Consider the following 23004-nt stretch of genomic DNA (forward strand, 5'->3'; position numbering starts at 1 on the left):
AGCCTGCTCCCGATCAGCTCGCCAGCGGCAGCGGGAAGGACTTGACGAACTTCGCTTCCTCCAGGCTCTTTGCGAGAAAGGCCGTGTTCTCGTCCGGATCGCTCGAGGGCTGCTGGAAGTTGATGTGGCTGATCTCGATGCCCGCAGTGTCGGCCGCGAGCACAAGACGCGCATAGACGGTGACGCCGCGCGGCTTCAGCTCAAGGTCGAGGATGATCTCCGGGCAACTGTTCCAGTCCAGTTTGTAGTTGCCGCCGAGGCCGAAGTTCACGGTCCCGGGGAGGAAATAGAGTTCGGCCGCCGATTCCACGAGATCGGCCAGGCTCGCATAGGACTCGAATCGTAGCAGCGCGATGAAATCCGCAGCGTCGATCAGGCGCAGTTCCGTTGCAATCGGGCGGATCGCCTCCGCCACAATCTGTTCGCGTTTTTCGGAGAATTCGCTCTTTCTCAAGATTATGTCACCCGTCTCTGTTGCGGCTGAGCCGAATAAACCCGGTGAATGAGCTCGGCGACCGCCTTGTAAAACACCGGTGGAATGACACTATCTACCGAGACTTGTGCAAACATGGAGCGTGCGAGCGGCGGATCCTCGAAAACGGGGATGCCGTTCTTTTCGGCAATCTCGCGGATCTTCAAGGCCACGAGGTCCTGTCCCATCGCGACGACGACCGGCGCCTCGCTTTCTTCGCGAACATAGCGCAGCGCGACGGCATAGTGGGTCGGGTTTGCGATCACCAAAGTGGCGCGGGGCACCGAGGCGATCATGCGTTTGCGGGCGCGATCGCGCTGCATCGATCGCAATCGCGATTTGACGATCGGGTCGCCCTGGGACTGCTTCAGCTCCTCCTTGACCTCATGCCTGGTCATCCTGAGTTCCGTGTACCAGTGATGGCGGGTCCAGAAGAGATCGACGATCGCGAGCACCGCGGTCGCGAAAAGGACGACGATGATGATCTGCTTCAGGTCTGAGACCATTGCCGTGAAGATCGTCACCGGATCGGAGAACATCAGGTCGAGCGCGGCGAAGTAGTCGTTCCACAGAACGAAGACGACGATGGCCGAAATGGCGATGATCTTGAACAGCGACTTGCCGAACTCCACCAGTCCCGGGACGCCGTAAATGCGCTTGAAGCCTGCGACCGGCGACACGCGGTTCCATTTGGGCTGGATGCGGTCGAGCACCGGCCGCGGCAGGTTCTGGAAGATCGACGATCCGACGCCGAAGAGGATGAGCAGGATGAAGATCGGCACGAGCAGCGCCGCGGACTTCAGGAGGACGTGTGAAATCAGCGCAACCGCGTCGCTAGCCGTGTCGAGGCGCCAGGCTTCCGGTTGTTCGAAGATGTCCTTCAGTGCTTCGGCCGTCGTGGCCGCGCCGTCCGAAAGAAAGAAGACGACGAAGATGTAGATCGCGAGCGTCGACGCGAACGCGGTGACTTCGCGAGAGAAGGGGACATTGCCCTTTTCGGCCGCATCGGACAGTTTCTTTTCCGACGGCGCCTCTGTTTTGCTTTCCTTGTCCTGCTCTTCCGACATGAAAGAGGAAGCTCCCGACCGCCTGGCAAACGAGCGTCAACGAGGCGGAGCTACAGCCGAGCATCGGATCAAACGTACAAAGGCCCCGCAGCGCTCGGAATCGCTGACGCCCGCTTCTGTCGTGAACGCGGAGGCTTTCGCGCGCAAGAGCCGAAAGCCGGCAATTGCCTCGGTTCAACAGAAATCAGCATCAGGCGCCGGCTTGCCGAGCAGCGGACGACGCGCCTCAGGCCGCCTCGGCTTCTTTTTCCTTGAGCTCGAGCTGTCCGCTGGCGGCCAGACGAATCGCTTCCTGGGTGATCGAGCGTCTGGCGATCGCGATGTCGCGCGGGTTGATGCCGGCGTCGCCGATCGCGAGGTCCGCTTCGATCATGCGCCGCTGGCGGGCGCCGATGGAGGCGAGAATCGATTCGCGCAGTTCCGGGGCCGAGCCCCTGAGCGCCATCGTGATGACGTCGGTGGAGACGTCGTTGAAGAGCTGCACGCGGCTTCTTTGCGGCATGTAGAGGATGTCGTCGAAGAGGAAGATCTTCGGGCGGACCCTCTTGGCCGAATCGGTGCTGATGGTTTCGAGCGAGGCAAGCAGCGTATCGACCTGCGGCTTCTCCAGCTCGTTCATCACTTCCGCGATCTTGGCCGGTCCGGGCGAATTGCGCTCGGCCTCCATCTCCTCGATCATCTCGATCACGCGCGCCTCGATGATGGCGGAGGCTTTCGGGCTGACGTTCTTGATGTTGACGGCGCGGTTGAGGATATCCGGCCGCTGCTTGTCGGAGATCTGCAGCAGCACCTTGGCGCCGAAGCTCGACGGCATCATCGACAGCACATAGGCGATCGTCTGCGGATGTTCATCGGCGAGCAATTGAGCAATAGCGGTGGGGTCGCAGTCCATGAGCCGATCCCAGATGCTCGCTTCGTAGGACTGGAAGGTGGCCCGGCGGCCAAGCAGGCCATCGACCTCGTCCGGCGTCAGGCCCTCTTCGAGGATGCTCTCGATCGCCTTGGCGTTGTCCATCAGGCCGGCCCCTTCCGTGAAGAGGTCCTCGAATTCGTTGACGAGCGCTTCGAGTTCATGCGGGGGGATGGCTCTGAGCGATTGCGCTGCGGCGATGATCGCCTGCAACTCGCCCTGCGTGAAGAACTTCAAGAGCTTCCCGGCCACGGATTTGCCCATGGCGAGCAGCACGGCCGCCGCCTTCTCCGTCTGGCTCAGCGGTTGGGCCAGCGCCTGCTCGAAACTTCCGAAATCCGTCATGGATTCATCCCTCGCCCAATCATCGGGCTGCTATTTCTTGCTGCCTATTATCTCGATGAGCTTGACGCCGAAGCGGGTCACATCGCCCTCGAGGACGGTGATTTCGCCGCGGCCGATCACCCGGCCGTTGACCATGATCTCGACCGGCTCGCCGATCTTGCGGTCGAGCGCGATCGTGGCGCCCTCGTTGAGCCCCATCAGACCCGAAACCTGCATGCGACTGGTGCCGAGCACGATCTGGACATCGATCGGAATGTCCATGATCAGGTCCATATTGGCCGTCATGGCGCTTCCCGGTGCCGGTTCGCTCACGGCTGCTGCCGAATCGAAATCGCCGCCCATGAAGCCGGTGCCGGTGTCGAAGCCGCCGACGTTGCCCGTATCGGCGAAATCGCCGCCGAAACCGCCAGCGTCGAAATCGCCGCCGAATGCGGCGCCGCCGGTGGCGGCAAAGTCGCTGCCGAAATCCGCGGGCGAAGCGAGCGGCTCGGCGGCGAAGTCTGCGCCGAAGTCACTCGTTCCGCCGTCCTTCTTGAGAACGCCGCGCAGGTCGTCGATCGCCTGGTCGAGTTCGACGTCTGCCGTGAATGCGGCCGGTTCTGCGGTGGGTGCTGCTTTCTTTGATGCCATGTGGAGAATATTCCAGTTGAACCTTGCCTCAGGCATTCTGCCGGCGAGGCTGATTAACTCATGATGTGGCGAAGGATGTCCTGTTCGGACCCGTGGGTATCCCTGACGCGGACCGTATACTTCGAACCCGAGCGGCCGAACTCGCAAACATAGAGGTCGCGGCCGTTGGCGTTCACGTCGACACGCACCTCAGAGCCGTCGTGAAACGGGATCACGTCCCCCGGCTGCAGGCGACTGATCGTGTTCAGCGTCAGGCTTTCCAGTCGAATGCGTGCCTCGAGCGTCACTGCCGAACGGCGAACCTGCTCCTCGAGCTGTTCCGCCCACTCGCTCTTCGCGTTTTGGTTCTCGCCCGCGCCTCTCAGGGAGGCGATCTCGGTTTTGAGAAGCACGCTTTGCGGAACGATCACAGAGAAAGTGGAAAGCACTGGCCCAAGGCCGATGGTCATGTCGATCGCGGCCGCATAGACATCCTCGATCGTGGGGTCGGGCTTCGGTCGTTCGGGGCTGTTGTAGGGGCGGCCGACGACCGGTTCGAACCCGCCAGGCGCATTTACCGCGGTTCGCAGGACCTCGGCGACCTTGTGGAACACCGGCACGCCGACATCGATCTCGATTTTCGAGAGAGGCCGCGGCAGCGGTTCCTCGATGCTCGTGGGCTCGGCTCCGAGCACGGCTTCGACCAAGGCGATAAGCACCGGGCTGTCGCAGCCGACCGTAAAATCCGTGCACCAGTTGCGCAGTGAAACGTCGCCGAGCACGGCCCCGTCTCCGAGATCCGCGATCAGTTCGTTGCGAAGCCCGGTGCGGAAGCCTGCGTAGCCGATCGTGATGTCGCACCCGGTCTCCGCCTCGAGCATGTCCGGCAGAAGTTCGCTGAAGACGTGGCCGAGCTCGAGCGCGATACGGCCGATGATCTTGTCTTCGCCAAGCGCACCAATCATGCGCGCAAGCAGCCTTTTGTCGAATGCGTGGACGTTCGATGCGATGCTCATGATCAAGCCGCCTTGCTCTCGCTGCCACCGCCCGGATTCATCATCTCCTGTTCGACCGCGTCGATAGACGGCCGTTCATAGGCGGAGATGGTCTTGCGGCCGTATTCGAGCGCGACCTGCGGAACCGAGCCGTTCATGTAGGCAAGCAGCGTCTGTTTCACGATGACGTAAAGCCGGTTCTGCTTCTCGCGTACGGCCTTGATGTTCGAGACGAGCGGGCTGACGATCGAATAGGAAAGGAACACGCCGAGCAGCGTCCCGACCAGCGCGGCGGCGATCTTGGCGCCCAGCACTTCCGGCGCTTCGCTGATCGCTCCCATCGCCTTGATGACGCCGAGGACCGCCGCGACGATACCGATCGCCGGCAGCGCGTCGCCCATGGTCGTCAGAGCGTGATAGCACTTCATTTTGTCGTGGGTGATCGTCTGGATTTCCTCGTCCATCAGCGCCTCGATCTCGTGCGAGCGGGCGTTGCCGATGATGATGAGGCGCACATAGTCGCAGATGAAGGCGGTCAGCTCCTTGTTCTGCAGGACGGTCGGTGCGGACTGGAAGATCGAGGATTCTTCCGGATTGTCGATGTGGCTTTCAATCTCGTTGCGAGACTTGGTCCTCAGGTCGCGCATCAGGCTGTAGAGGACGCCGAGCGTGTCGAGATAGTGTCGCTCCTTCGGAACCTTGTGCTTGAAGGCCTCCAAAAGCGCCTTGCCGGTGTCTTTGACCACCTTCATCGAGTTGGCCATGATGAAGCCGCCGATACCTGCCCCACCGATGATCATCAGCTCGAAAGGCTGGTTCAGGACTTCGAGATGGCCGCCCATCGCCATGTATCCGCCGAGGATACAGCCGAAAGTCACAAGAAGCCCGATGATGATGTTCATTGCCGATACCTGTCGCGATCCTTGATTTTCCCCCGAGGGAATAGGCTCTGATCCTTGCGTGAGGCTGGCCCCGAATCCGGTGCAGATCCCGGTGGTCGGGACAGGTTCGCGCAAGCCAATGCGGTCAGGGTTTGCCAAGGTTGGGCCGCAGCGCGCCCGATTCTACAGCGCCGCGTGTCTTATCGGACGCGCAAAGGTCGCTGTAGCACTTTGAAATGCTGCATGTCTTTGTCCTTAAATCGAGGTCGATTTAAGGAGACATGCAGTGGAAATTGGCGCGGGATGCGGGCGGAAACCGTGCACGTTTTTCCCATCCCGCTCTATTGCGACAGGGCGAGCCGATCGTGACCACGACCTATACGAGCTACAGGCTGATAACCGCAGACCTTACGAGGTCGCTGCAGCGCGTCTCCGAACAGCCGGACGTCGCCCGCGAGACCGAATATTATCTGGCGAAGATTGGCAGCATCAAAACGATGGACGACTTTTTCGCCGACAGCCGGCTCTACAATTACACGATGAAGGCGCATGGCCTTGAGGACATGGCCTATGCAAAAGCCTTTATCCGCAAGGTGCTTTCCGAAGGCGTCGACAAAGAGGACGCCTTCGCCAACAAGCTCGCGGACTCACGCTACAAGGCCCTGGTCGAGTCCCTGAATTTTGCCCGCCACGGCGAAGCGGCGACTTCGTTCGACCGCGCGCAGAAAGGCGTCGTCGACAAGTATACGCGCCAAACGCTGGAGCAGAATGCCGGCGAGGAAAATACCGGCGTACGGCTGGCGCTCTACTTTCAGCGCATGGCGCCGACGATCACCAATGGCTACGAAATCATCGCCGACGAGGCGCTTTCCGAGGTGTTCCGGACCGCGCTGCAATTGCCGGACGAGTTCGCGGCCGCCGACGTGGATCGCCAGGCGGAGGCCTACGAGACGGCGATCGATCTCAAGGACTTCCAGGACCCCGAGAAGCTCGCGGCCTTCCTCGACCGCTTCACCGCACTTTGGGAGATCGAAAACTCCTCCGACAGCTACGATCCGCTTGCCGTATTCGGTTCGTCGAGCGGCTACGGAATTTCCCCCGACCTGCTTCTCACCATCAACAACCTGAAACTCGGAGGACGCTGAAGTGCAGACCGGCCTTTATGTGGCGCTCTCGTCGCAGATGGCGCTTGAAAAGCGCCTGAACACGCTTGCCGACAACGTTGCCAATTCCAATACGGTCGGCTTCCGCGGCACGGAAGTGAAGTTCAACCAGGTGCTGGGCGACACGAAGCCGACGAAAGTCTCCTATGTTTCCGAAGGCGAGGAATTTCTCAACACCAATAACGGCGCTCTTGCGCGCACCGGTGCCGCGCTCGATTTCGCCGTCAGGGGCGAGGCCTGGTTTTCGATCGACACTCCAGGCGGGCCGGCGCTGACACGCGACGGGCGGTTCATGCTGACGGAGACCGGCGAACTCGTGACCATCAAGGGGTATCCGGTGCTCGATGCCGGCGGTGCGCCGATACAGTTGAACGGCGGAGCGGGCGAGATCACCGTCGGCGCCGACGGCGCAATTCACCAGAACGGCGTCCAAGTCGCGCTGCTGGGGCTCTATGAAGCCGATTTCAGCAAGGGCTTCATGCGCTATGACAATAGCGCCGTGATGCCGGCCGCCCAGCCCGAGCCTGTCGTGGACCGCTTCGGCGTCGGCGTAATGCAGGGGTTCCTCGAAGAATCGAACGTCAATGCCATTCAGGAAATGTCGCAGCTCATCATGATCACGCGCGCCTTCGACAACATCACGGCGCTGATGCGCGACAGCGAGGGATCGCTGGACGAGGCGATCAAGACCCTCGGCGGTAGCCGCTAAGCCCGCCTGTGGATATGTGCCGGCGGCTCTCCGCCCGCGTCCCGATAAGAGTTGACCCTGACGGAAATCCGCATGGAACGCCAAAGCTCCGACACCATCGCGACATCGACATCGCTGGCGGCGCTCGCCGGCCTAGTAGAACGTTATGCGAAACCCGATTTCGCGATCGCGCCAGGCGGCCATGTCCAGACGATTTCGCCGGGGCACTATACCGTCACCGGTCTTTCGCGCCACGTCCGGCTCGGCGACTTCGTCGCCCATAAAAGCGCAACCGGCACGCATCTCGGCGAAGTCGTGCGGGTCGAGCCCGACCGGGTGGTCGTCTGCCCGATCGAGCCCGGCGATCCGATCGGCATTCATGACGTCGTCATCCGCAAGGGCGCCTTCCGCATAGCGCCGACCGACAAGTGGTGTGGCCGAACGATCAACGCCTTGGCCGAGCCGATCGACGGTCTTGGGCCGCTCCTCCAGGGCGACATCCGCCGCTCGATCTCGAACACCGCTCCGCCATCCATGACCCGCAAGCGCGTCGAGCGGGGTTTCAAGACGGGTGTGCGCGCGATCGACATCTTTTCGCCGCTCTGCCTCGGGCAGCGTCTCGGCATCTTCGCCGGCTCCGGCGTCGGCAAGTCGACGCTGCTTTCCATGCTGGCGCGTGCCGACGCCTTCGACAAGGTGGTGATCGCGCTGGTCGGCGAGCGCGGCCGCGAGGTGCGCGAATTCATCGAGGATACGCTCGGGGATAACCTCGCCAAATCGGTCGCGGTCGTCGCCACCAGTGACGAAAGTCCGATGCTCAGGAAAATGGCGCCGCTTACCGCCGTCACGATCGCCGAGCACTACCGCGACAAGGGCGACAATGTCCTGCTCATCGTCGACAGCGTCACCCGCTTCGCCCATGCGATCCGCGAGGTCGCGACGGCGGCCGGAGAGCCGCCGATCGCGCGCGGCTACCCGGCCTCCGTATTCACGGAATTGCCGCGCCTGCTCGAACGCGCCGGTCCCGGCGCGGAGGGGACGGGCACGATCACCGCGATCATTTCGATCCTCGTCGACGGCGACAATCACAACGACCCGGTCGCCGATTCGGCGCGCGGCATTCTCGACGGGCACATCGTGCTTGACCGCAGCCTCGCGGAGGAGGGGCGCTATCCGCCGATCAACCCGCTCGCCTCGATCTCGCGCCTCGCCAGGAAGGCCTGGACATCGGACCAGGAGAAGCTGGTCGCCCGGTTGAAATCGCTGATCCACCGCTTCGAGGAAACGCGCGATCTGAGGCTGATCGGCGGTTATCGCCCGGGCGGCGACGCCGATCTCGACATGGCGATCAAGCAAGTGCCCGTCGTCTACGATGTCCTCAAGCAGACGCCCGGCGAGCGGCCGGCTTTCGACGCCTTCACCGATCTCGCCAATGCGCTGAAGTCGGCAGCAATGGGGAACCAGCCGGGCGCCGGTGCCGGCATGCGGGGAAGAGCGGGATGAGAAAACTCAGGCGCCGTGTTCCGCGCGCATCCCGCTTCAACTTACTAGGCTCGTTGATTTCCGGTCGCCGCCACTGGAGGTCATCGTGATCCGGAGGATAGGAATGAGGGACTCCGACGCAGACGAAATCGTTCGCCAACGGCGGCGCGAAGCCAAGATGCCCTTGGTCGACAAGATCCTGGGGGCGATCGGGCTGGCGATGGCCGCTGCCGCGACCTTCCTGCCCTGGTACGTCTTTCTGCACCCGGAAAAATTTTCGATTCCTCCGCTCTGGCAAGGAACGACGCGCGACCTGCCGGAACGCCCGGGCCGCTCGGTCGTGTCGGTCTCGCCATTGGCGATGACGGACATGGACAGCGAGACCGCCGCAGCAGTCGATCGTCTGACGACGGCGACGGTACCCGGCCTCGACGGGGAGACGGCCAGGGCCAAGGAGAACGCGAAAGAGGGCCTCGACCAGCCCTTCCCGGGACAGGCGAGCTTCAAATTGATGCACGTCGCCAATGGCCGCGCCCTGATCGAGGATGCGAGCGGCATGTATATCGTCCGCGTCGGTTCTGTTCTGCCGGACAACAGCCGGCTCGCCACCTTCGAGGAGCGCGGCGGCCGCTGGGTGATGATCACCTCCAAGGGCGAGGTCTACGAGGCCCGGTAGCGCGGCTGCAAGTCGTCCGGCGAATCCCGGCCACGCTGTTATTCCCGTCTCCCGCGACCTTCTGTTGTCGCTCGCCGCACCCGGATCGGAGGATTTTGGCGCGCCACCGCGGGAGGCCCGCCCGGAAACGCACGAACATTCTCGGTTCGGCATCTCTCGACAAGTCCCACGCAAGATTGCCTGCCTAGTTTCGCCATCAGCAGCAGGAGCTCTTGATGGAACCGATTCAGCTTTTCGAACTCGCGTCGCGGCAGGCCCAATGGCTGACCGTTCGCCAGAACGTCGTGGCTGGCAACATCGCCAATGCCAACACGCCGCACTACAAGGCGAAGGACGTGCAGCCCTTCGAAAGCGTTCTCCAGAACACCGGCATCCAGATGGCCGCGACCCATCGCGCCCATTTCACCGAGAGCCCGGAAGCCGCCCAGGTGACCGAGGTGAGTGCGCTCGATGACGTCGCGGTGCAGCAGTCGGGCAACAGCGTCGCGCTCGAAGAGGAAATGATGAAGACCGGTGAGATCAAGCGCGATTACGAGCTCAATGCTGGGCTGGTGAAGGCCTTTCACCGGATGATGCTCATGACGGTACGGAAGTAAGAACCATGGATCCATTGACCTCTGCGCTGAAAGTCTCGGCCTCCGGGCTGCAGGCGGAATCGACCCGCTTGCGCATCGTGTCAGAAAACATCGCCAACGCCCGTTCGTCCGGCGACGTGCCCGGCGCCGAGCCGTACCGCCGCAAGACGATCAGCTTCGCCGCGGAGGTCGACCGGGCGAGCGGCGCCGCTCTTGTCGAGGTCCAGCGCCTCGGCACCGACGATTCGGACTTCAACATCGAGTTCGATCCCGGCAATCCGGCGGCCGACGAGAAGGGCATGGTGAAGATGCCGAACGTCAACATCCTGATCGAGATGGCCGATATGCGCGAGGCGAACCGCGCCTATGAGGCCAACCTGCAGACCATCAAGCAGTCTCGCGATCTCATCTCCCAGACAATCGACCTGTTGAGGGCTTCGCAGTAATGATCGATGCAATCCAGTCCATCGGCGCCTTTTCGGCCATGAAGGAGGCCGAAGGGACGAGCCTCACCTCATCCTCCGCGCTCGTCACGCCTGCCGCCGGGTTCGCCGTCCCGCAATCGCAGAGCTTTGCCGAAGTCCTCGGCAATATGACCACCGACGTCATTCAATCGATGAAATCCGCGGAAGGGGTGTCGCTGCAGGCGGTCCGCGGCGAGGCCAACACCCGTGAAGTGGTCGACGCCGTCATGAATGCGGAACAGTCGCTGCAGACGGCGCTCGCCATCCGCGACAAGCTGGTCACCGCCTATCTCGAAATCGCGCGCATGCAGATCTGAGGGAACGAGACATGAAGGCCCTTTCCATCGCCGCAACGGGCATGAACGCCCAGCAACTGAACCTCGAAGTCATCGCGAACAACATCGCGAACATCAACACGACGGGCTACAAGCGGGCGCGCGCCGAGTTTTCGGACCTGCTTTACCAGACCGAGCGCGCCCAGGGCGTGCCGAACCGTTCCAACCAGGCGATCGTGCCGGAGGGCGCGATCATCGGGCTCGGCGTGCAGACCGCCGCCGTCCGCAACCTCCATATCCAGGGCAGCCTCGTCAACACGGGCAACGACTACGATCTCGCGCTCGTCGGCCGCGGCTGGTTCCAGATCGAGACCCCCGACGGCGAGACGGTCTATACGCGCTCCGGCGCCTTCAACACCAATGCCACCGGCCAGCTCGTCACCATCGACGGCTACACCGTCGTTCCGGGCATCACGGTGCCGCAGGATGCGACGGAAATCACCTTCACCTCCTCGGGCCAGGTAATGGTGCGCATCGGCAACGACACGGAGCTGCAGGAGATCGGTCAGTTGACGATCGCGAATTTCGTCAACGAGGCCGGCCTCGAACCGATGGGCGAGAACCTCTTCCGGCAGACGCCGGCCTCGGGCGATCCAATCGTCGGTACGCCGGCCGACCCGGGTTTCGCGCAGATCAAGCAGAACTATCTCGAGGCCTCGAACGTGGATCCGGTGAAGGAGATCACCGACCTGATCTCGGCCCAGCGCGCTTACGAGATGAACTCCAAGATCATTCAGGCTGCGGACGAAATGGCGGCCACGGTGAGCAAGAACCTCAGGTAAGGGCAAGAGGAGGCAAACATGACGTTTCGCCGATCCGTCTTAAGGATAGCTGTCGAAAACAGCCTCGCCGCCCGGGTGCGGACCATCGCATTCGCCGCGATGGCCATCGCCTTCCTGTCGCCTTCGGCCGCCTCCGCCGAGCCCCCGACGGCGGTCATTCCAAAGCAGACGATCTATCCCGGCGAAGCGCTCGATGCGAGCATGCTGGAGGTCGTCGACGTCACCAATCCGGACCTGCGCGACGGCTATGTGCGCTCGCTTGAAGAAATCGAAGGCAAGGTAACGAAGCGCACCCTTCTTCCCGGGCGTGTGATCCTCGCCTCGGCGCTACGCGAGCAATACGCGGTCGAGCGCGGTTCCACGATACGGCTCGTTTTCAACAACGGCGGACTGATGATCACGGCGGCCGGCTCGCCGCTGCAGGATGCCGCGGTCGGTGAACTGATCCGCGTGCGTAACATCGATACCGGTGTCATCGTTTCCGGAACGGTGATGGCGGACGGCACGATCCATGTGGTGGCGAAATGAAGATGCGCGCCTTGAATTGGCTGCTGACCTTCGCCGTGGCTTTTGCCGCGGCCCTGACCCCTGTCCATGCCGCCTCGCGCATCAAGGATGTTGCCTCGCTGCAGGCGGGCCGGGATAACCAGCTTATCGGCTACGGCCTGGTCGTGGGCCTGCAGGGGACCGGCGACAGCCTGCGCTCCTCGCCTTTCACCGATCAGTCGATCCGCGCAATGCTGCAGAATCTCGGCATCTCCACCCAAGGCGGCCAGTCGCGCACGCGCAACGTGGCGGCGGTGCTCGTCACCGCGACGCTGGCGCCTTTCGCGAGCCCCGGCAGTCGCCTCGACGTGACCGTCGGCTCCTTGGGCGATGCGACGTCGCTGCGCGGCGGTACGCTGGTCATGACCTCGCTTTCGGGCGCCGACGGGCAGATCTACGCGGTGGCGCAGGGCTCCGTCGTCGTCAGCGGCTTCACCGCTCAAGGGGAGGCCGCTGAGCTGTCGCAGGGCGTGACCACCGCTGGCCGTGTCCCGAACGGCGCCATCATCGAGCGGGAATTGCCGTCGAAGTTCAAGGACGGTTTCAACCTCGTGCTGCAATTGCGCAACCCTGACTTTTCGACCGCCGTCGGCATGGCGGCGGCGATCAACAAATATGCCGCAGCGCAGTTCGGCGGCCGCATCGCCGAAGCCTTGGACTCGCAATCGGTCCTGGTCCAGAAACCGAAGATGGCGGATCTCGCGCGGCTGATGGCCGATGTCGAGAATCTGGTGATCGAGACCGATGCGCCGGCCCGCGTCGTGATAAACGAGCGGACGGGCACGATCGTCATCGGCCAGGATGTCCGCGTCTCCGAGGTGGCGGTGAGCTACGGTACGCTGACGGTGCAGGTCACCGAGACGCCGACAATCGTGCAGCCGGAGCCATTCTCGCGCGGCCAGACAGCCTACGAACCCAACACCACGATCGAGGCTCAGGCCGATGGCGGCACGGTAGCGATCCTCAACGGATCGAGCCTTCGTCAGCTCGTCGCTGGTCTCAACAGCATCGGCGTCAAACCGGACGGGATCATCGCGATCCTCCAGAGCATCAAGTCGGCGGGAGCCCTACAGGCGGAGCTTGTTCTGCAATGATCGGACATTTGGACCATCTTCGCGGCACACCGCTCCGCCTTCTCCTCGCCTCGGTTGCCGGCGCGCTGATGCTGGCGATGCCGGGCGCCTTCGCGCAGGACGTGACGGCGCCGCCGGCGGAAGACGCCACCGCGAGCGAGATCGAGAAGTTCTGCACCAATATCGCCGACGCCGCACGCGACCAGCGTTACGTCTTGCAGCGCAAGGATTTAGAGGCGCTGCAGGCGAGCGTAGACGAGCGTATCGCGACGCTCGAGAAGCGCCGCGCCGAATATGAGGACTGGCTGAAGCGCCGCAACGATTTCCTGAAGCAGGCGGAGCTGGGCCTTGTCGACATCTATAAGACGATGAAGCCGGATGCCGCCGCGGGCAAGCTCGAGATGGTGCGTCCGGAGATCGCCGCGGCGATCGTCATGAAGCTGCCGCCGCGCCAGTCCTCGCTGATCTTAAGCGAAATGAGCGACGACAAGGCGGCGGTACTGACCAACATCATCTCGAGCGCGAGCGACCCCAGCACCTCGAAGGAGCCATCATGAGAACGCGTATCACGGCCGTGCTGGCCGCAGGTCTCCTGGCGGGGTGCCAGAACCAGGCCTTCAACGAAATCGGACGGGCGCCATCCATGAGCCCGATCGGCAGCGGCCTGCAATACACGCAGACCCCGCAGCTCGCCATGTATCCGAAGCAGCCGCGTCAGGTCACGCATGGATACTCGCTGTGGAACGATCAGCAGGCCGCGCTCTTCAAGGACGCGCGCGCGATCAACATCGGCGACATTCTGACGGTCGATATAAGGATCGACGATAAGGCGTCCTTCGAAAACGAGACGGATCGCAGCCGAACCAACTCGAGCGGCTTCAATCTCGGCGCAAGCGGCGAGTCGCAGACGAGCGACTTCGCCTGGTCGGGCGACCTCGAATACGGCTCAAACACCAAGACCGAGGGCGACGGCAAGACCGAGCGCTCGGAAAAGCTCCGGCTGCTCGTCGCCGCCGTCGTCACCGGCGTTCTCGAAAACGGCAACCTCCTGATCAGCGGTTCCCAAGAGGTGCGCGTCAACCACGAACTGCGCATCCTCAACGTCGCCGGCATCGTCCGGCCGCGCGACGTGGATGCCGACAACGTCATCTCCTACGACCGCATCGCCGAAGCGCGCATCTCCTACGGCGGTCGCGGCCGCCTGATGGAGGTTCAACAGCCGCCATGGGGCCAGCAGGTCGTGGATCTCGTCTCGCCGATCTGATCGACGAAAGCCTGGAGAACGAGACCGGTACGGAACGACACGATGGAAGAAACCGAGAGCAAAGAAACGAAGTCCCCCTCGCTGGTGATGACCGTTGCAGCCGTGGCCGTGCTGACACTCGTCGCAGGCGGTGGCGGCTGGCTCGTCGGCGCGATGCTGGCGCCGCCACCGGCGGAAAAGACGGAGACGGCCGAAATCGCGCCGAACGCCACCGGCGAGGAAGAGGTGCCGAAGATCGCCACCGAAGCCAACGGTATCGTCGAGCTCGAGCCGATCACGACGAACCTCGCCTATCCGTCGGAAAACTGGGTCCGCCTCGAAGTCGCGCTTCAGTTCGAAGGCGCGCCCGACGTCACCCTGGCGGAAACGATACACCAGGACATTGCAGCCTACCTCAAGACCGTGTCGCTCCAGCAAATCCAGGGGCCGCGCGGCTTTCAATATCTCCGGGATGACATTCAGGAGCGGGTTGACCTGCGCTCCGAGGGACGCGTAACGAATGTGATGTTCCGCACCTTCGTCATCCAATGATTCGCTGATGCTCCGGATTACCACCTTCATAGTCGCCATGATGGCGATGTCGGGAATTGCCGGGGCTCAAGGGTTTCCCGCCGATATCCTGAACACCCCGGTCGAAGGCTCGGTCGCCTCGTGGATCATCCGCACCTTCGGCTTGCTTACCGTTCTTTCGGTAGCGCCCGGCATCCTGATCATGGTGACGAGCTTCCCGCGCTTCGTCATCGCTTTCGCGATCCTGCGCTCGGGCATGGGACTGGCTACCACGCCCTCCAACATGATCATGGTGTCGCTGGCGCTCTTCATGACCTTCTACGTCATGGCGCCGACCTTCGACCGCGCCTGGCGCGACGGCATCGATCCGCTCTTGAAGAACGAGATCTCCGAGACCGACGCGATGCAGCGCATGGCGGAACCTTTCCGCGAGTTCATGCTCGCTAATACCCGCGACAAGGACCTGCAGCTCTTCATCGATATCGCCAGGGAAAAAGGCCAGACGGTCGTCGTCGACGACAAGGTTGATCTGCGCGCAGTCGTGCCGGCCTTCATGATCTCGGAAATCCGCCGCGGCTTCGAGATCGGCTTCCTGATCATGCTGCCCTTCCTCGTGATCGATCTCATCGTCTCGACCATCACCATGGCCATGGGCATGATGATGCTGCCGCCGACGGCGATCTCGCTGCCCTTCAAGATACTCTTTTTCGTGCTGATCGACGGCTGGAACCTGCTCGTCGGCAGCTTGGTGCGATCGTTCATCTGACGCAGGCTGGGGAGGCGACCGCACGCCTTTCAACCCGCGCTCAGCTCCCCAATAAGATTCCGTTAAGTATAGGATTTCACGCGCGATTCACCACGTTTTCGCGTGGGATCCGACGCGTCTTTCCGGTTAAGTAGTTGGCAACGAATGGCTGCGAATTTCGTCCTCACACGACGGGTTTGGTGTCCTTCACGAGTGAGCGGAGCCGAGTGGCATGATGCCGGATCGTCGTGACCGGTAACGTTCTTCAGTCCGGTATGTCCCCCCACCTGTATTTCGTAAAAGGGACAACGAATATGGCAAGCATCCTCACCAACACCTCCGCAATGGCGGCCCTCTCCACCTTGCGTTCGATCTCTTCCAGCATGGAAGACACGCAGAACCGGATTTCGACCGGCCTTCGCGTTGGCGCCGCCTCTGACAACGCCGCTTATTGGTCGATCGCGACCACGATGCGCTCCGACAACGCCGCCCTTTCGTCGGTAACCGACGCACTCGGCATGGGCGCCGCCAAGGTTGATACGGCCTATGCCGGTATGGACGCTGCAATCGACGTGGTTACGGAAATCAAGGCCAAGCTCGTCGCGGCCAAGGAACAGGGTGTCGACAAGACCAAGATCCAGGAAGAAATCGATCAGCTCCAGGAGCAGTTGCTCTCGGTCGCTCAGTCCGCTTCGTTCAATGGGCAGAACTGGATTGCGGGCGCTACTGGCACCGCCAGCGTCGTGACGGGCTTCGTCCGTGCGTCCGACGGCACCGTGTCGGTCAAGACCACCGACCTTACTCTGGCCGCCACCAATATGCTGTTTACTGAAACCGCGGGCGCCATCGACACGACGACCGGCATTCTCGGCGCCACCGGCGCCGCGAGCGGCGCGAGCGTCTATGGCTTCGCCATCACCGCTGCCACCACCGACACGCAGCTCACCAACCTGCTGACGGACGTCGAGACGGCGCTGAAGTCCATGACCAGCTCGGCATCGGCACTCGGTTCGATTTCGACGCGCATCGATCTCCAAGAAGATTTCGTCGCGAAGCTCTCTGATGCCATCGAAAGCGGTGTCGGTCGCCTGGTCGACGCAGACATGAACGAGGAATCGACCCGCCTGAAAGCTCTCCAGACGCAGCAGCAGCTTGCGATCCAGGCGCTCTCGATCGCCAACTCCGACTCGCAGAGCATCCTCTCGCTCTTCCGCTAATCGGCAAACCGGCACTGAGGCTGACCGTGCCGCAACGCTGGAAAAGAGCCGCGACCGCACTCGGTCGCGGCTTTTTCACGTTTTTTGTTTCGCTTCAGCATTCCTTAACCATCTTGCTGTTTTCTAGCACCATCGAAACGGCGGGTTAACCAAGAAAATTAAGTGGTTAGCAGGCATGATGCTGACCGTCGCTTCCCGGTGCAATCCGGAATGTCCCTTCTTAATCAGCCACTAAGGGGCACTCAAAATGACAAGCATTCTCACCAATATCGCTGCCATGTCCGCACTCCAGACGCTGCGGACCATCGGCACCAACATGGAAACGACCCAGGGCCGTGTCTCCTCCGGTCTGCGTGTCGGCGAAGCTGAAGACAACGCCGCCTACTGGTCGATCGCGACCACCATGCGTTCCGATAACATGGCGCTTTCCGCCGTCCAGGACGCGCTCGGCCTCGGCGCCGCCAAGGTCGACACGGCTTACGCCGGTATGGAGTCGGCTATCGAGGTCGTGAAGGAAATCAAGGCCAAGATCGTCGCCGCGACTGAACAAGGCGTCGACAAGGCCAAGATCCAGGAAGAAATCACGCAGCTCCAGCAGCAGTTGCTCTCCGTCGCCCAGTCCGCCTCCTTCTCCGGTGAAAACTGGATTGCTGGCGGTGTCGACACTGCCACCACGCCGCTCGGTGTTACCGTTGTCTCCGGTTTCGTGCGCGACGCCAACGACAACGTTTCTGTGAAGACGACCACCTACACGCTCGATGCGTCCACTGCGGGCACTATGAACGTTCTCTTCGGTGGCGATGCGACCGGCGCTATTTCCCTTACGACGGGCATTCTCGGAACGGTGGCTTCGAGCTGGAGCACGATCGACTTCGACCCGAGCGATGTTGCGATTACCGCCGCCGGCGGCGCAGTGGCTGGGATGTCCATCCACACGCTTAACATCACCAGCCTGACGGCGGCAGAGTTGGATGATGCTCTGACGCTGGTCGAAGCCGGTCTCGATGCGATGACGAGTGCTGCGGCCGAACTTGGTTCGATCTCCATGCGAATTGGTCTGCAGGAAGATTTCGTTAACAAGCTTTCGGACTCGATCGACTCGGGTATCGGTCGCCTCGTCGATGCCGACATGAACGAAGAATCGACCCGTCTCAAGGCTCTCCAGACGCAGCAGCAGCTCGCCGTCCAGTCGCTGTCGATCGCCAACAGCAACTCGGAAAATATCCTCCAGCTCTTCCGCTAATCGGCAGCGTCGGGTAGCGATCCGACGATCCGATACGTTCAGCGGTTACCCGCCATCTCGAGGCCGCACCTTGCGAAAGGTGCGGCTTTTCGCGTGTCTGAACAGCTAGCGCAAAGGAATCGGTAAGATTTCTTAATTTTGTTAAATTCGGTTTAGGGTTCGTTAACCATATTTCCGTTAGCTGGCCGCAGCGAAACGATGAGTTAACCGAAGTGACCAATCGGTTAACAGGCATGAGGCTGATCATTGTTCCCCGGTGGTGACCCGGAATGTTCCTTTCATTCCATGCCATTGAGAGGCACTTAGACGATGACCAGCATCCTGACGAACACGGCGGCAATGGCCGCGCTCCAGACTCTTCGCGCGATCGACGACAGCATGGAGACGACCCAGGGTCGCGTTTCCTCCGGATTGCGCGTCGGCCAAGCCGCCGACAATGCCGCCTACTGGTCGATCGCCACCACTATGCGCTCGGACAATATGGCGCTTTCCGCGGTGCAGGATGCGCTCGGCCTTGGCGCTGCGAAGGTGGACACCGCTTATGCCGCGATGGAAAGCGCCATCGACGTCGTCAAGGAAATCAAGGCCAAGGTCGTGGCCGCCACGGAAGAGGGCGTCGATAAGGCCAAGATCCACGAAGAAATCAAGCAGCTTCAGGAACAGTTGATGTCGATCGCGCAATCGGCGTCCTTCAGCGGTGAGAACTGGGTTGCCGGCGGCGTCGGTACCGGGACCGGAACGCTCGATGCCGCTGTCGTTTCTGCCTTCGTGCGCGACTCCAACGGCGCCGTTTCCGTCAAGACGACGACTTATACGCTCGATGGCTTCACCGCGGGTTCCATGAACCTGCTCTTCGGCGGCGACGCAACGGGTGCCATCTCCGCCACGACCGGTATCCTTGGAACGATCGCGTCGAGCTGGACCACCGTAGACTTCGACACCGCCGTTGCCGGCACAACCCCCGCCGGCGCGGCGGTCGGTGCCATGTCTATCAACACGCTCAACATCACCAGCTTGACGACCGCAGAATTGGCTGAGGCTTTGACACTGGTGGAAGCCGGACTCCAGGCCCTGACCAGTGCTGCCTCGGAGCTTGGTTCGATTTCCATGCGCATCGGCCTGCAAGAGGAATTCGTCTCGACCCTCACCGATTCGATCGACTCCGGTATCGGTCGTCTCGTGGATGCGGATATGAACGAGGAATCGACGCGCCTGAAGGCGTTGCAGACGCAGCAGCAGCTCGCCATCCAATCGCTCTCGATCGCCAATACCAGCTCGGAAAACATCCTCCAGCTCTTCCGCCAGTAACGGGTAGATAGGCGCCTGCTCGCTTGCTCGCTCGCTATCAGTTCCAAGGTCGCGCGGTTACCGCGCGGCCTTGAATGTTTTCTGGCGCAACTTCATTGCAACGTTTGCAAGAAATTTCGTGGGAGCGGTGGGGCGAGAGCGCTGCGCTCAGGGCTTCGAAGCTTTACGAAGCATTTACTCATATTAATGACTCGTTAAGCGTTAACTGTTTGTTAACCATTTCGCGTTAACCGTTCGTTAAGAACGATGGTCTGGTCACCCAGGGCAAACAAGGTGCCAGCGTGCATGACGCCTCACCGTCGTTACCGGCCCTCCCGGAATGTTCCCATTCCTCCCCCCAGTTAGGGCGATAGCAAATGACCAGCATCATGACCAACGCCGCCGCGATGGCGGCATTGCAGACCTTGCGTTCCATCAACCGAAACTTGGAGGAAACGCAAAATCGTGTTTCCTCCGGCTATCGGGTAGAGACGGCTGCGGACAATGCAGCCTATTGGTCCATCGCGACCACGATGCGTTCGGATAATACGGCTCTTTCCACCGTTCAGGACGCTCTGGGCTTGGGCGCGGCAAAGGTCGATACCGCCTATGCAGCAATGGACACGGTCATTGATCTCATGAGCGAGGTTAAGGCCAAGCTGGTTGCTGCCCGAGAACCCGGCGTCGACAAGGACAAGATCAACAAGGAGCTTACCCAGCTCAAGGAACAGTTGGTATCCGCGGCGCAATCGGCGTCCTTCTCCGGCGAGAACTGGCTTTATAACAATGCTACCGCAGCGGTCGGCGTGAAATCGGTAGTCGCCTCGTTCAATCGCAGCGCTGATGGCAGCGTTTCGGTTACGACGCTCGATTATGACACCTCCACGTCCATATTGGTCGACGTCGTGGACCCGGCGCGCGGCATGCTCACCAAGGCGGTCGACGCGGATGCCCTGCAGCCCACTCCGACAGGCGTGCCGCGCAACTTTTTTCTCATCGACGCCGGTGCTGCTCCCGCTGGTGCCACTGAGATCGAGATCGACGACACGACCACCGATGCGCAACTCGACGACATGATCAGCGTCGTCGACGAGCTCATCAGCCAATTGACCGACTCCGCTTCGACGCTCGGCGCGATCACCAGCCGTATCGAGATGCAGGAAGGCTTCGTCGCCAATCTGATGGATGTGATCGACAAGGGTGTCGGCCGTCTCGTCGATGCCGACATGAACGAGGAATCGACGCGGCTGAAGGCACTGCAGACGCAGCAGCAGCTCGGCATTCAGTCGCTGTCGATCGCGAACACGACGTCCGAGAACATCCTCCGCCTGTTCCAGGAGTAAGAGGATCCGTCGCATGGGTCCGGACAAGCGCAGCCCCTCTCGACCATGCGGCCTTACGCTTCCTCGCACCCGCTTTCCGCCGTGCCGCCGGTCATCGGCATCGGAGGAAAAAGGTTGGACCGCGCTGTTGCCCTGGCGCGGTCCAACACCTTCATTTTCGCACAAGTTTGACCGGATAGCCTCCATTCCGCAGCAATTCAGAGTGCTACAGCGACCTGCGCGTCTGATCAGACGCGCGGCGCTGTGGACCGACTGCCGGCCAAGATGGTGTTGGCCGCCGCTTGCAGCGGTCGTCGCTTGGGCTCCGCCTTTTTGCGAACCGGTGCGCATCGAGAATGCTGGTCCTGTCGCTATCTCGTGCGAGGGGGCCGAAGGAGACATTTAAGACGTGTCAGGCTCTATGGATTTCCGGGCCATGAGGCAGCCTTTGCCGGCGAGGCAGGGAGCATCGACGCTGGTGGCGTGCCGGCCGGAGGCGTGCCGATGAGCGCGTCGCTTTCCCGTTACCTCAAGGATTTCAGCCCGCCGAAGATCGAACTCGCGCGGATGCCGCCGAAATATTTCCCGGATCTCGATGCCGATCTTCCCGACAATAATCGTGTAGGCATGAGGCCGGTCATGCCCGAGATCGACATCGACGCCGAGCGACGTGAGGCTTTTGCGCAAGGTCGCGCCGAGGCGAGTGCCGAACTCGCCTTCGAGCACCAGAAAGAAATCACCGAGCTCAAAGCCCGGCATGCCGAGGAACTCGAAGCGCTGACGCGGCGTCTGGAAGATGACGCCGCCCGGAAGCTGGCTGCCGCTTTCAGCGACATGACGGAGCAACTGGCGCTTGCGCTCGGCGATCAGGCGGCGCGTGTGCTGGCGCCGGTGATGGACGAGGCGCTCGTCAAGCGGGCGATCGAGAATCTCGCCGGCATGATCCGGCAGAGTCTTGCCGCCGGCGAGGGGCTTGCAATAACCGTCCACGGGCCGCTTGCGCTTTTCGAAGCGCTGAAAGCGCAACTGCCCGAGGCGACGGCGTTTCGCCACATCGAGGGTAGCGATGTCGATCTCACCGTTGAAATGGGCGAAGCCGTACTGGTGACCCGCATGGCTGCCTGGTCCGATACTGTGCGGAAGGTTCTGGCATGAGCGACGAGAGCCATCACAACGGCAAGAACGAAATCATCATCGTCAAGCGTTCCGCGGATGGTCATGACGGCCATCACGGCGGCTCGTGGAAGATCGCCTATGCCGACTTCATGACGGCGATGATGGCCTTCTTCCTGGTCATGTGGCTGATCAACGCCGCCAATGAAGAGACGAAGGCGGCGATTGCGGCCTATTTCAATCCGGTACAGCTTACTGATCAAAAGCCGTCTGAGAAGGGGCTCAAGGACCCGGCCAAAGACGCACAGGGCGAAGAAACGCAGGAGCGCTCCAAAGTCGACGGCGAACAGACGAAGTCCGGTGGTTCCGCCAAGTCCGGCGACCAGTTGACGGCGACGTCGGGCGAGGAAACCAAATATTCCGACGCCGACTTTTTCGAAAACCCTTACTCGGTTCTTTCCGAGATCGCCCGCGAGGTCGGCCACGAGGCCAATATCAGCATCAAGGGCGACGGCGGTGCCGCGCAGTCGGGACCGGCGACGGGCGCCTCCGGCGGGGAGGCCTATCGCGATCCCTTCGATCCGGACTTCTGGACCAAGCAGGTCGAAGTGAAGGACGGCGGCAACACGGCGGAGAGCGATGTCGCGGCAGCGGCGAACGCCGCCTTGGATAGCGCCGTCGGGCAGCAGGCCGAAGCAGAAAATCCGGCGAAGGCCGAAGGCGAAACCGCAAAAAGCCCGGACGCACCCGGAAGCGAAGCAGAAGCGAAAGACCGCAAGGAAGCCGAAGCCCTTAAGGCCGAGATCGAGAAGGAGGTCGGCGGCGAGGCGGGGCGCCTTCTCGAGGGGCTGGTGGTCACACCCTCCGAAGGCGGCCTTCTGGTGACGATCAGCGAACAGACGGATCAGCCGATGTTCGCCGTCGGTTCCGCTGTCCCGCAGAAGGAACTGGTGCTCGCCATGGAGAAGATCGGCCGGCTCCTTTCCGGGCGCCAGGGTGCCGTGGTCGTCCGAGGTCATACCGACGGGCGTCCCTTCAAGGACGGCACCTATGACAATTGGCGGCTCTCGGCGGCCCGCGCCCAGAGCGCCTACTACATGTTGGTCCGCGGCGGCCTGAAGGAAGAGCGCGTCAAGCAGATCAGCGGCTTTGCAGATCGGCGGCTGCAGGTGCCGAAGGATCCCTACGCGCCGGCCAACCGTCGGATCGAGATCCTGCTGCAGTCGGAGCAAGGGTGAGC

The 23004-nt window shown here is 61.9% G+C and carries 26 protein-coding genes; 20 read left to right on the forward strand and 6 right to left on the reverse strand.

Annotated elements, in window-relative coordinates:
• Nucleotides 1-13 precede the first annotated feature (13 nt).
• The 6 genes from M728_RS01320 to motA all read right to left on the reverse strand — a co-directional run bounded on the left by M728_RS01320 (nt 14) and on the right by motA (nt 5300).
• A complete protein-coding gene (locus tag M728_RS01320) occupies nt 14-460 on the reverse strand; it encodes a hypothetical protein (protein WP_026618238.1) in 447 nt (148 codons plus the stop codon).
• The gene (gene flhB / locus M728_RS01325; protein ID WP_026618239.1) at nt 457-1539 is read right to left on the reverse strand and encodes a flagellar biosynthesis protein FlhB; all 1083 of its coding nucleotides are present in this window, start codon (nt 1537-1539) and stop codon (nt 457-459) included. Before flhB ends, M728_RS01320 begins: the two co-directional genes overlap by 4 nt.
• A 226-nt stretch (nt 1540-1765) precedes the next feature.
• A complete protein-coding gene (fliG, locus tag M728_RS01330) occupies nt 1766-2794 on the reverse strand; it encodes a flagellar motor switch protein FliG (protein WP_026618240.1) in 1029 nt (342 codons plus the stop codon).
• A gap of 30 nt (nt 2795-2824) precedes the next feature.
• A complete protein-coding gene (fliN, locus tag M728_RS01335; protein WP_026618241.1) occupies nt 2825-3424 on the reverse strand; it encodes a flagellar motor switch protein FliN in 600 nt (199 codons plus the stop codon).
• Nucleotides 3425-3477: 53 nt separating this feature from the next.
• Nucleotides 3478-4425: a FliM/FliN family flagellar motor switch protein gene (locus tag M728_RS01340; RefSeq protein WP_026618242.1), complete on the reverse strand. Its 948-nt coding sequence runs from the start codon at nt 4423-4425 to the stop codon at nt 3478-3480.
• Nucleotides 4422-5300, reverse strand: a complete 879-nt coding sequence (gene motA, locus M728_RS01345) for a flagellar motor stator protein MotA (RefSeq protein WP_026613229.1) — start codon at nt 5298-5300, stop codon at nt 4422-4424. The genes M728_RS01340 and motA overlap by 4 nt, the downstream gene beginning before the upstream one ends.
• Nucleotides 5301-5644: 344 nt before the next feature.
• Between motA and M728_RS01350 the strand changes: the two genes are divergently transcribed.
• The 20 genes from M728_RS01350 (at nt 5645) to M728_RS01445 (ending at nt 23002) form a co-directional block, all read left to right on the forward strand.
• Entirely contained in the window at nt 5645-6424 is a 780-nt protein-coding gene (locus M728_RS01350; RefSeq protein WP_026618243.1) for a DUF1217 domain-containing protein, read from the forward strand.
• Nucleotide 6425: 1 nt separating this feature from the next.
• A complete protein-coding gene (flgF, locus tag M728_RS01355) occupies nt 6426-7151 on the forward strand; it encodes a flagellar basal-body rod protein FlgF (RefSeq protein ID WP_026618244.1) in 726 nt (241 codons plus the stop codon).
• A gap of 72 nt (nt 7152-7223) precedes the next feature.
• Nucleotides 7224-8633, forward strand: a complete 1410-nt coding sequence (fliI, locus tag M728_RS01360; RefSeq protein WP_026618245.1) for a flagellar protein export ATPase FliI — start codon at nt 7224-7226, stop codon at nt 8631-8633.
• A 103-nt stretch (nt 8634-8736) separates the two neighbouring features.
• Entirely contained in the window at nt 8737-9288 is a 552-nt protein-coding gene (locus M728_RS01365; RefSeq protein ID WP_156943286.1) for a flagellar protein, read from the forward strand.
• Between the two features lie 215 nt (nt 9289-9503).
• Nucleotides 9504-9884 carry a flagellar basal body rod protein FlgB gene (gene flgB / locus M728_RS01370; RefSeq protein ID WP_026618247.1) on the forward strand — a complete coding sequence of 127 codons (381 nt, stop codon included), beginning with the start codon at nt 9504-9506 and terminating at the stop codon, nt 9882-9884.
• Between the two features lie 5 nt (nt 9885-9889).
• A complete protein-coding gene (gene flgC / locus M728_RS01375; protein ID WP_026618248.1) occupies nt 9890-10309 on the forward strand; it encodes a flagellar basal body rod protein FlgC in 420 nt (139 codons plus the stop codon).
• Nucleotides 10309-10644 (forward strand): flagellar hook-basal body complex protein FliE, encoded by a 336-nt coding sequence (locus M728_RS01380; RefSeq protein ID WP_026618249.1) that lies wholly within the window; start codon nt 10309-10311, stop codon nt 10642-10644. The genes flgC and M728_RS01380 overlap by 1 nt, the downstream gene beginning before the upstream one ends.
• Nucleotides 10645-10655: 11 nt before the next feature.
• Nucleotides 10656-11444, forward strand: coding sequence for a flagellar basal-body rod protein FlgG (flgG, locus tag M728_RS01385; protein WP_026618250.1), 789 nt, complete (start codon nt 10656-10658; stop codon nt 11442-11444).
• An 18-nt stretch (nt 11445-11462) separates the two neighbouring features.
• A complete protein-coding gene (flgA, locus tag M728_RS01390) occupies nt 11463-11972 on the forward strand; it encodes a flagellar basal body P-ring formation chaperone FlgA (RefSeq protein WP_026618251.1) in 510 nt (169 codons plus the stop codon).
• A complete protein-coding gene (locus tag M728_RS01395) occupies nt 11969-13084 on the forward strand; it encodes a flagellar basal body P-ring protein FlgI (protein WP_026618252.1) in 1116 nt (371 codons plus the stop codon). The genes flgA and M728_RS01395 overlap by 4 nt, the downstream gene beginning before the upstream one ends.
• Nucleotides 13081-13620 (forward strand): MotE family protein, encoded by a 540-nt coding sequence (locus M728_RS01400; protein WP_026618253.1) that lies wholly within the window; start codon nt 13081-13083, stop codon nt 13618-13620. The genes M728_RS01395 and M728_RS01400 overlap by 4 nt, the downstream gene beginning before the upstream one ends.
• Nucleotides 13617-14327, forward strand: coding sequence for a flagellar basal body L-ring protein FlgH (gene flgH / locus M728_RS01405; protein ID WP_026618254.1), 711 nt, complete (start codon nt 13617-13619; stop codon nt 14325-14327). Before M728_RS01400 ends, flgH begins: the two co-directional genes overlap by 4 nt.
• Before the next feature lie 42 nt (nt 14328-14369).
• Complete coding sequence (gene fliL / locus M728_RS01410; protein ID WP_026618255.1) at nt 14370-14858, forward strand: flagellar basal body-associated protein FliL; 489 nt, start codon at nt 14370-14372, stop codon at nt 14856-14858.
• Between the two features lie 7 nt (nt 14859-14865).
• Entirely contained in the window at nt 14866-15603 is a 738-nt protein-coding gene (gene fliP / locus M728_RS01415; protein WP_026618256.1) for a flagellar type III secretion system pore protein FliP, read from the forward strand.
• 293 nt (nt 15604-15896) lie between these two features.
• Nucleotides 15897-16799 carry a flagellin gene (locus M728_RS01420; RefSeq protein ID WP_026618257.1) on the forward strand — a complete coding sequence of 301 codons (903 nt, stop codon included), beginning with the start codon at nt 15897-15899 and terminating at the stop codon, nt 16797-16799.
• A gap of 247 nt (nt 16800-17046) precedes the next feature.
• On the forward strand, nt 17047-18042 hold the full coding sequence (locus tag M728_RS01425; protein ID WP_026618258.1) for a flagellin: 996 nt from the start codon (nt 17047-17049) through the stop codon (nt 18040-18042).
• Between the two features lie 309 nt (nt 18043-18351).
• Entirely contained in the window at nt 18352-19350 is a 999-nt protein-coding gene (locus tag M728_RS01430) for a flagellin (protein WP_026618259.1), read from the forward strand.
• Between the two features lie 356 nt (nt 19351-19706).
• Nucleotides 19707-20672 (forward strand): flagellin, encoded by a 966-nt coding sequence (locus M728_RS01435; protein WP_026618260.1) that lies wholly within the window; start codon nt 19707-19709, stop codon nt 20670-20672.
• 483 nt (nt 20673-21155) lie between these two features.
• Nucleotides 21156-21806 (forward strand): hypothetical protein, encoded by a 651-nt coding sequence (locus M728_RS01440; RefSeq protein WP_026618261.1) that lies wholly within the window; start codon nt 21156-21158, stop codon nt 21804-21806.
• Entirely contained in the window at nt 21803-23002 is a 1200-nt protein-coding gene (locus tag M728_RS01445; protein ID WP_026618262.1) for a MotB family protein, read from the forward strand. The genes M728_RS01440 and M728_RS01445 overlap by 4 nt, the downstream gene beginning before the upstream one ends.
• Nucleotides 23003-23004: the final 2 nt, after the last annotated feature.

The organism is Ensifer sp. WSM1721 (genome assembly GCF_000513895.2).
In the GTDB taxonomy this organism is placed as follows: domain Bacteria; phylum Pseudomonadota; class Alphaproteobacteria; order Rhizobiales; family Rhizobiaceae; genus Sinorhizobium.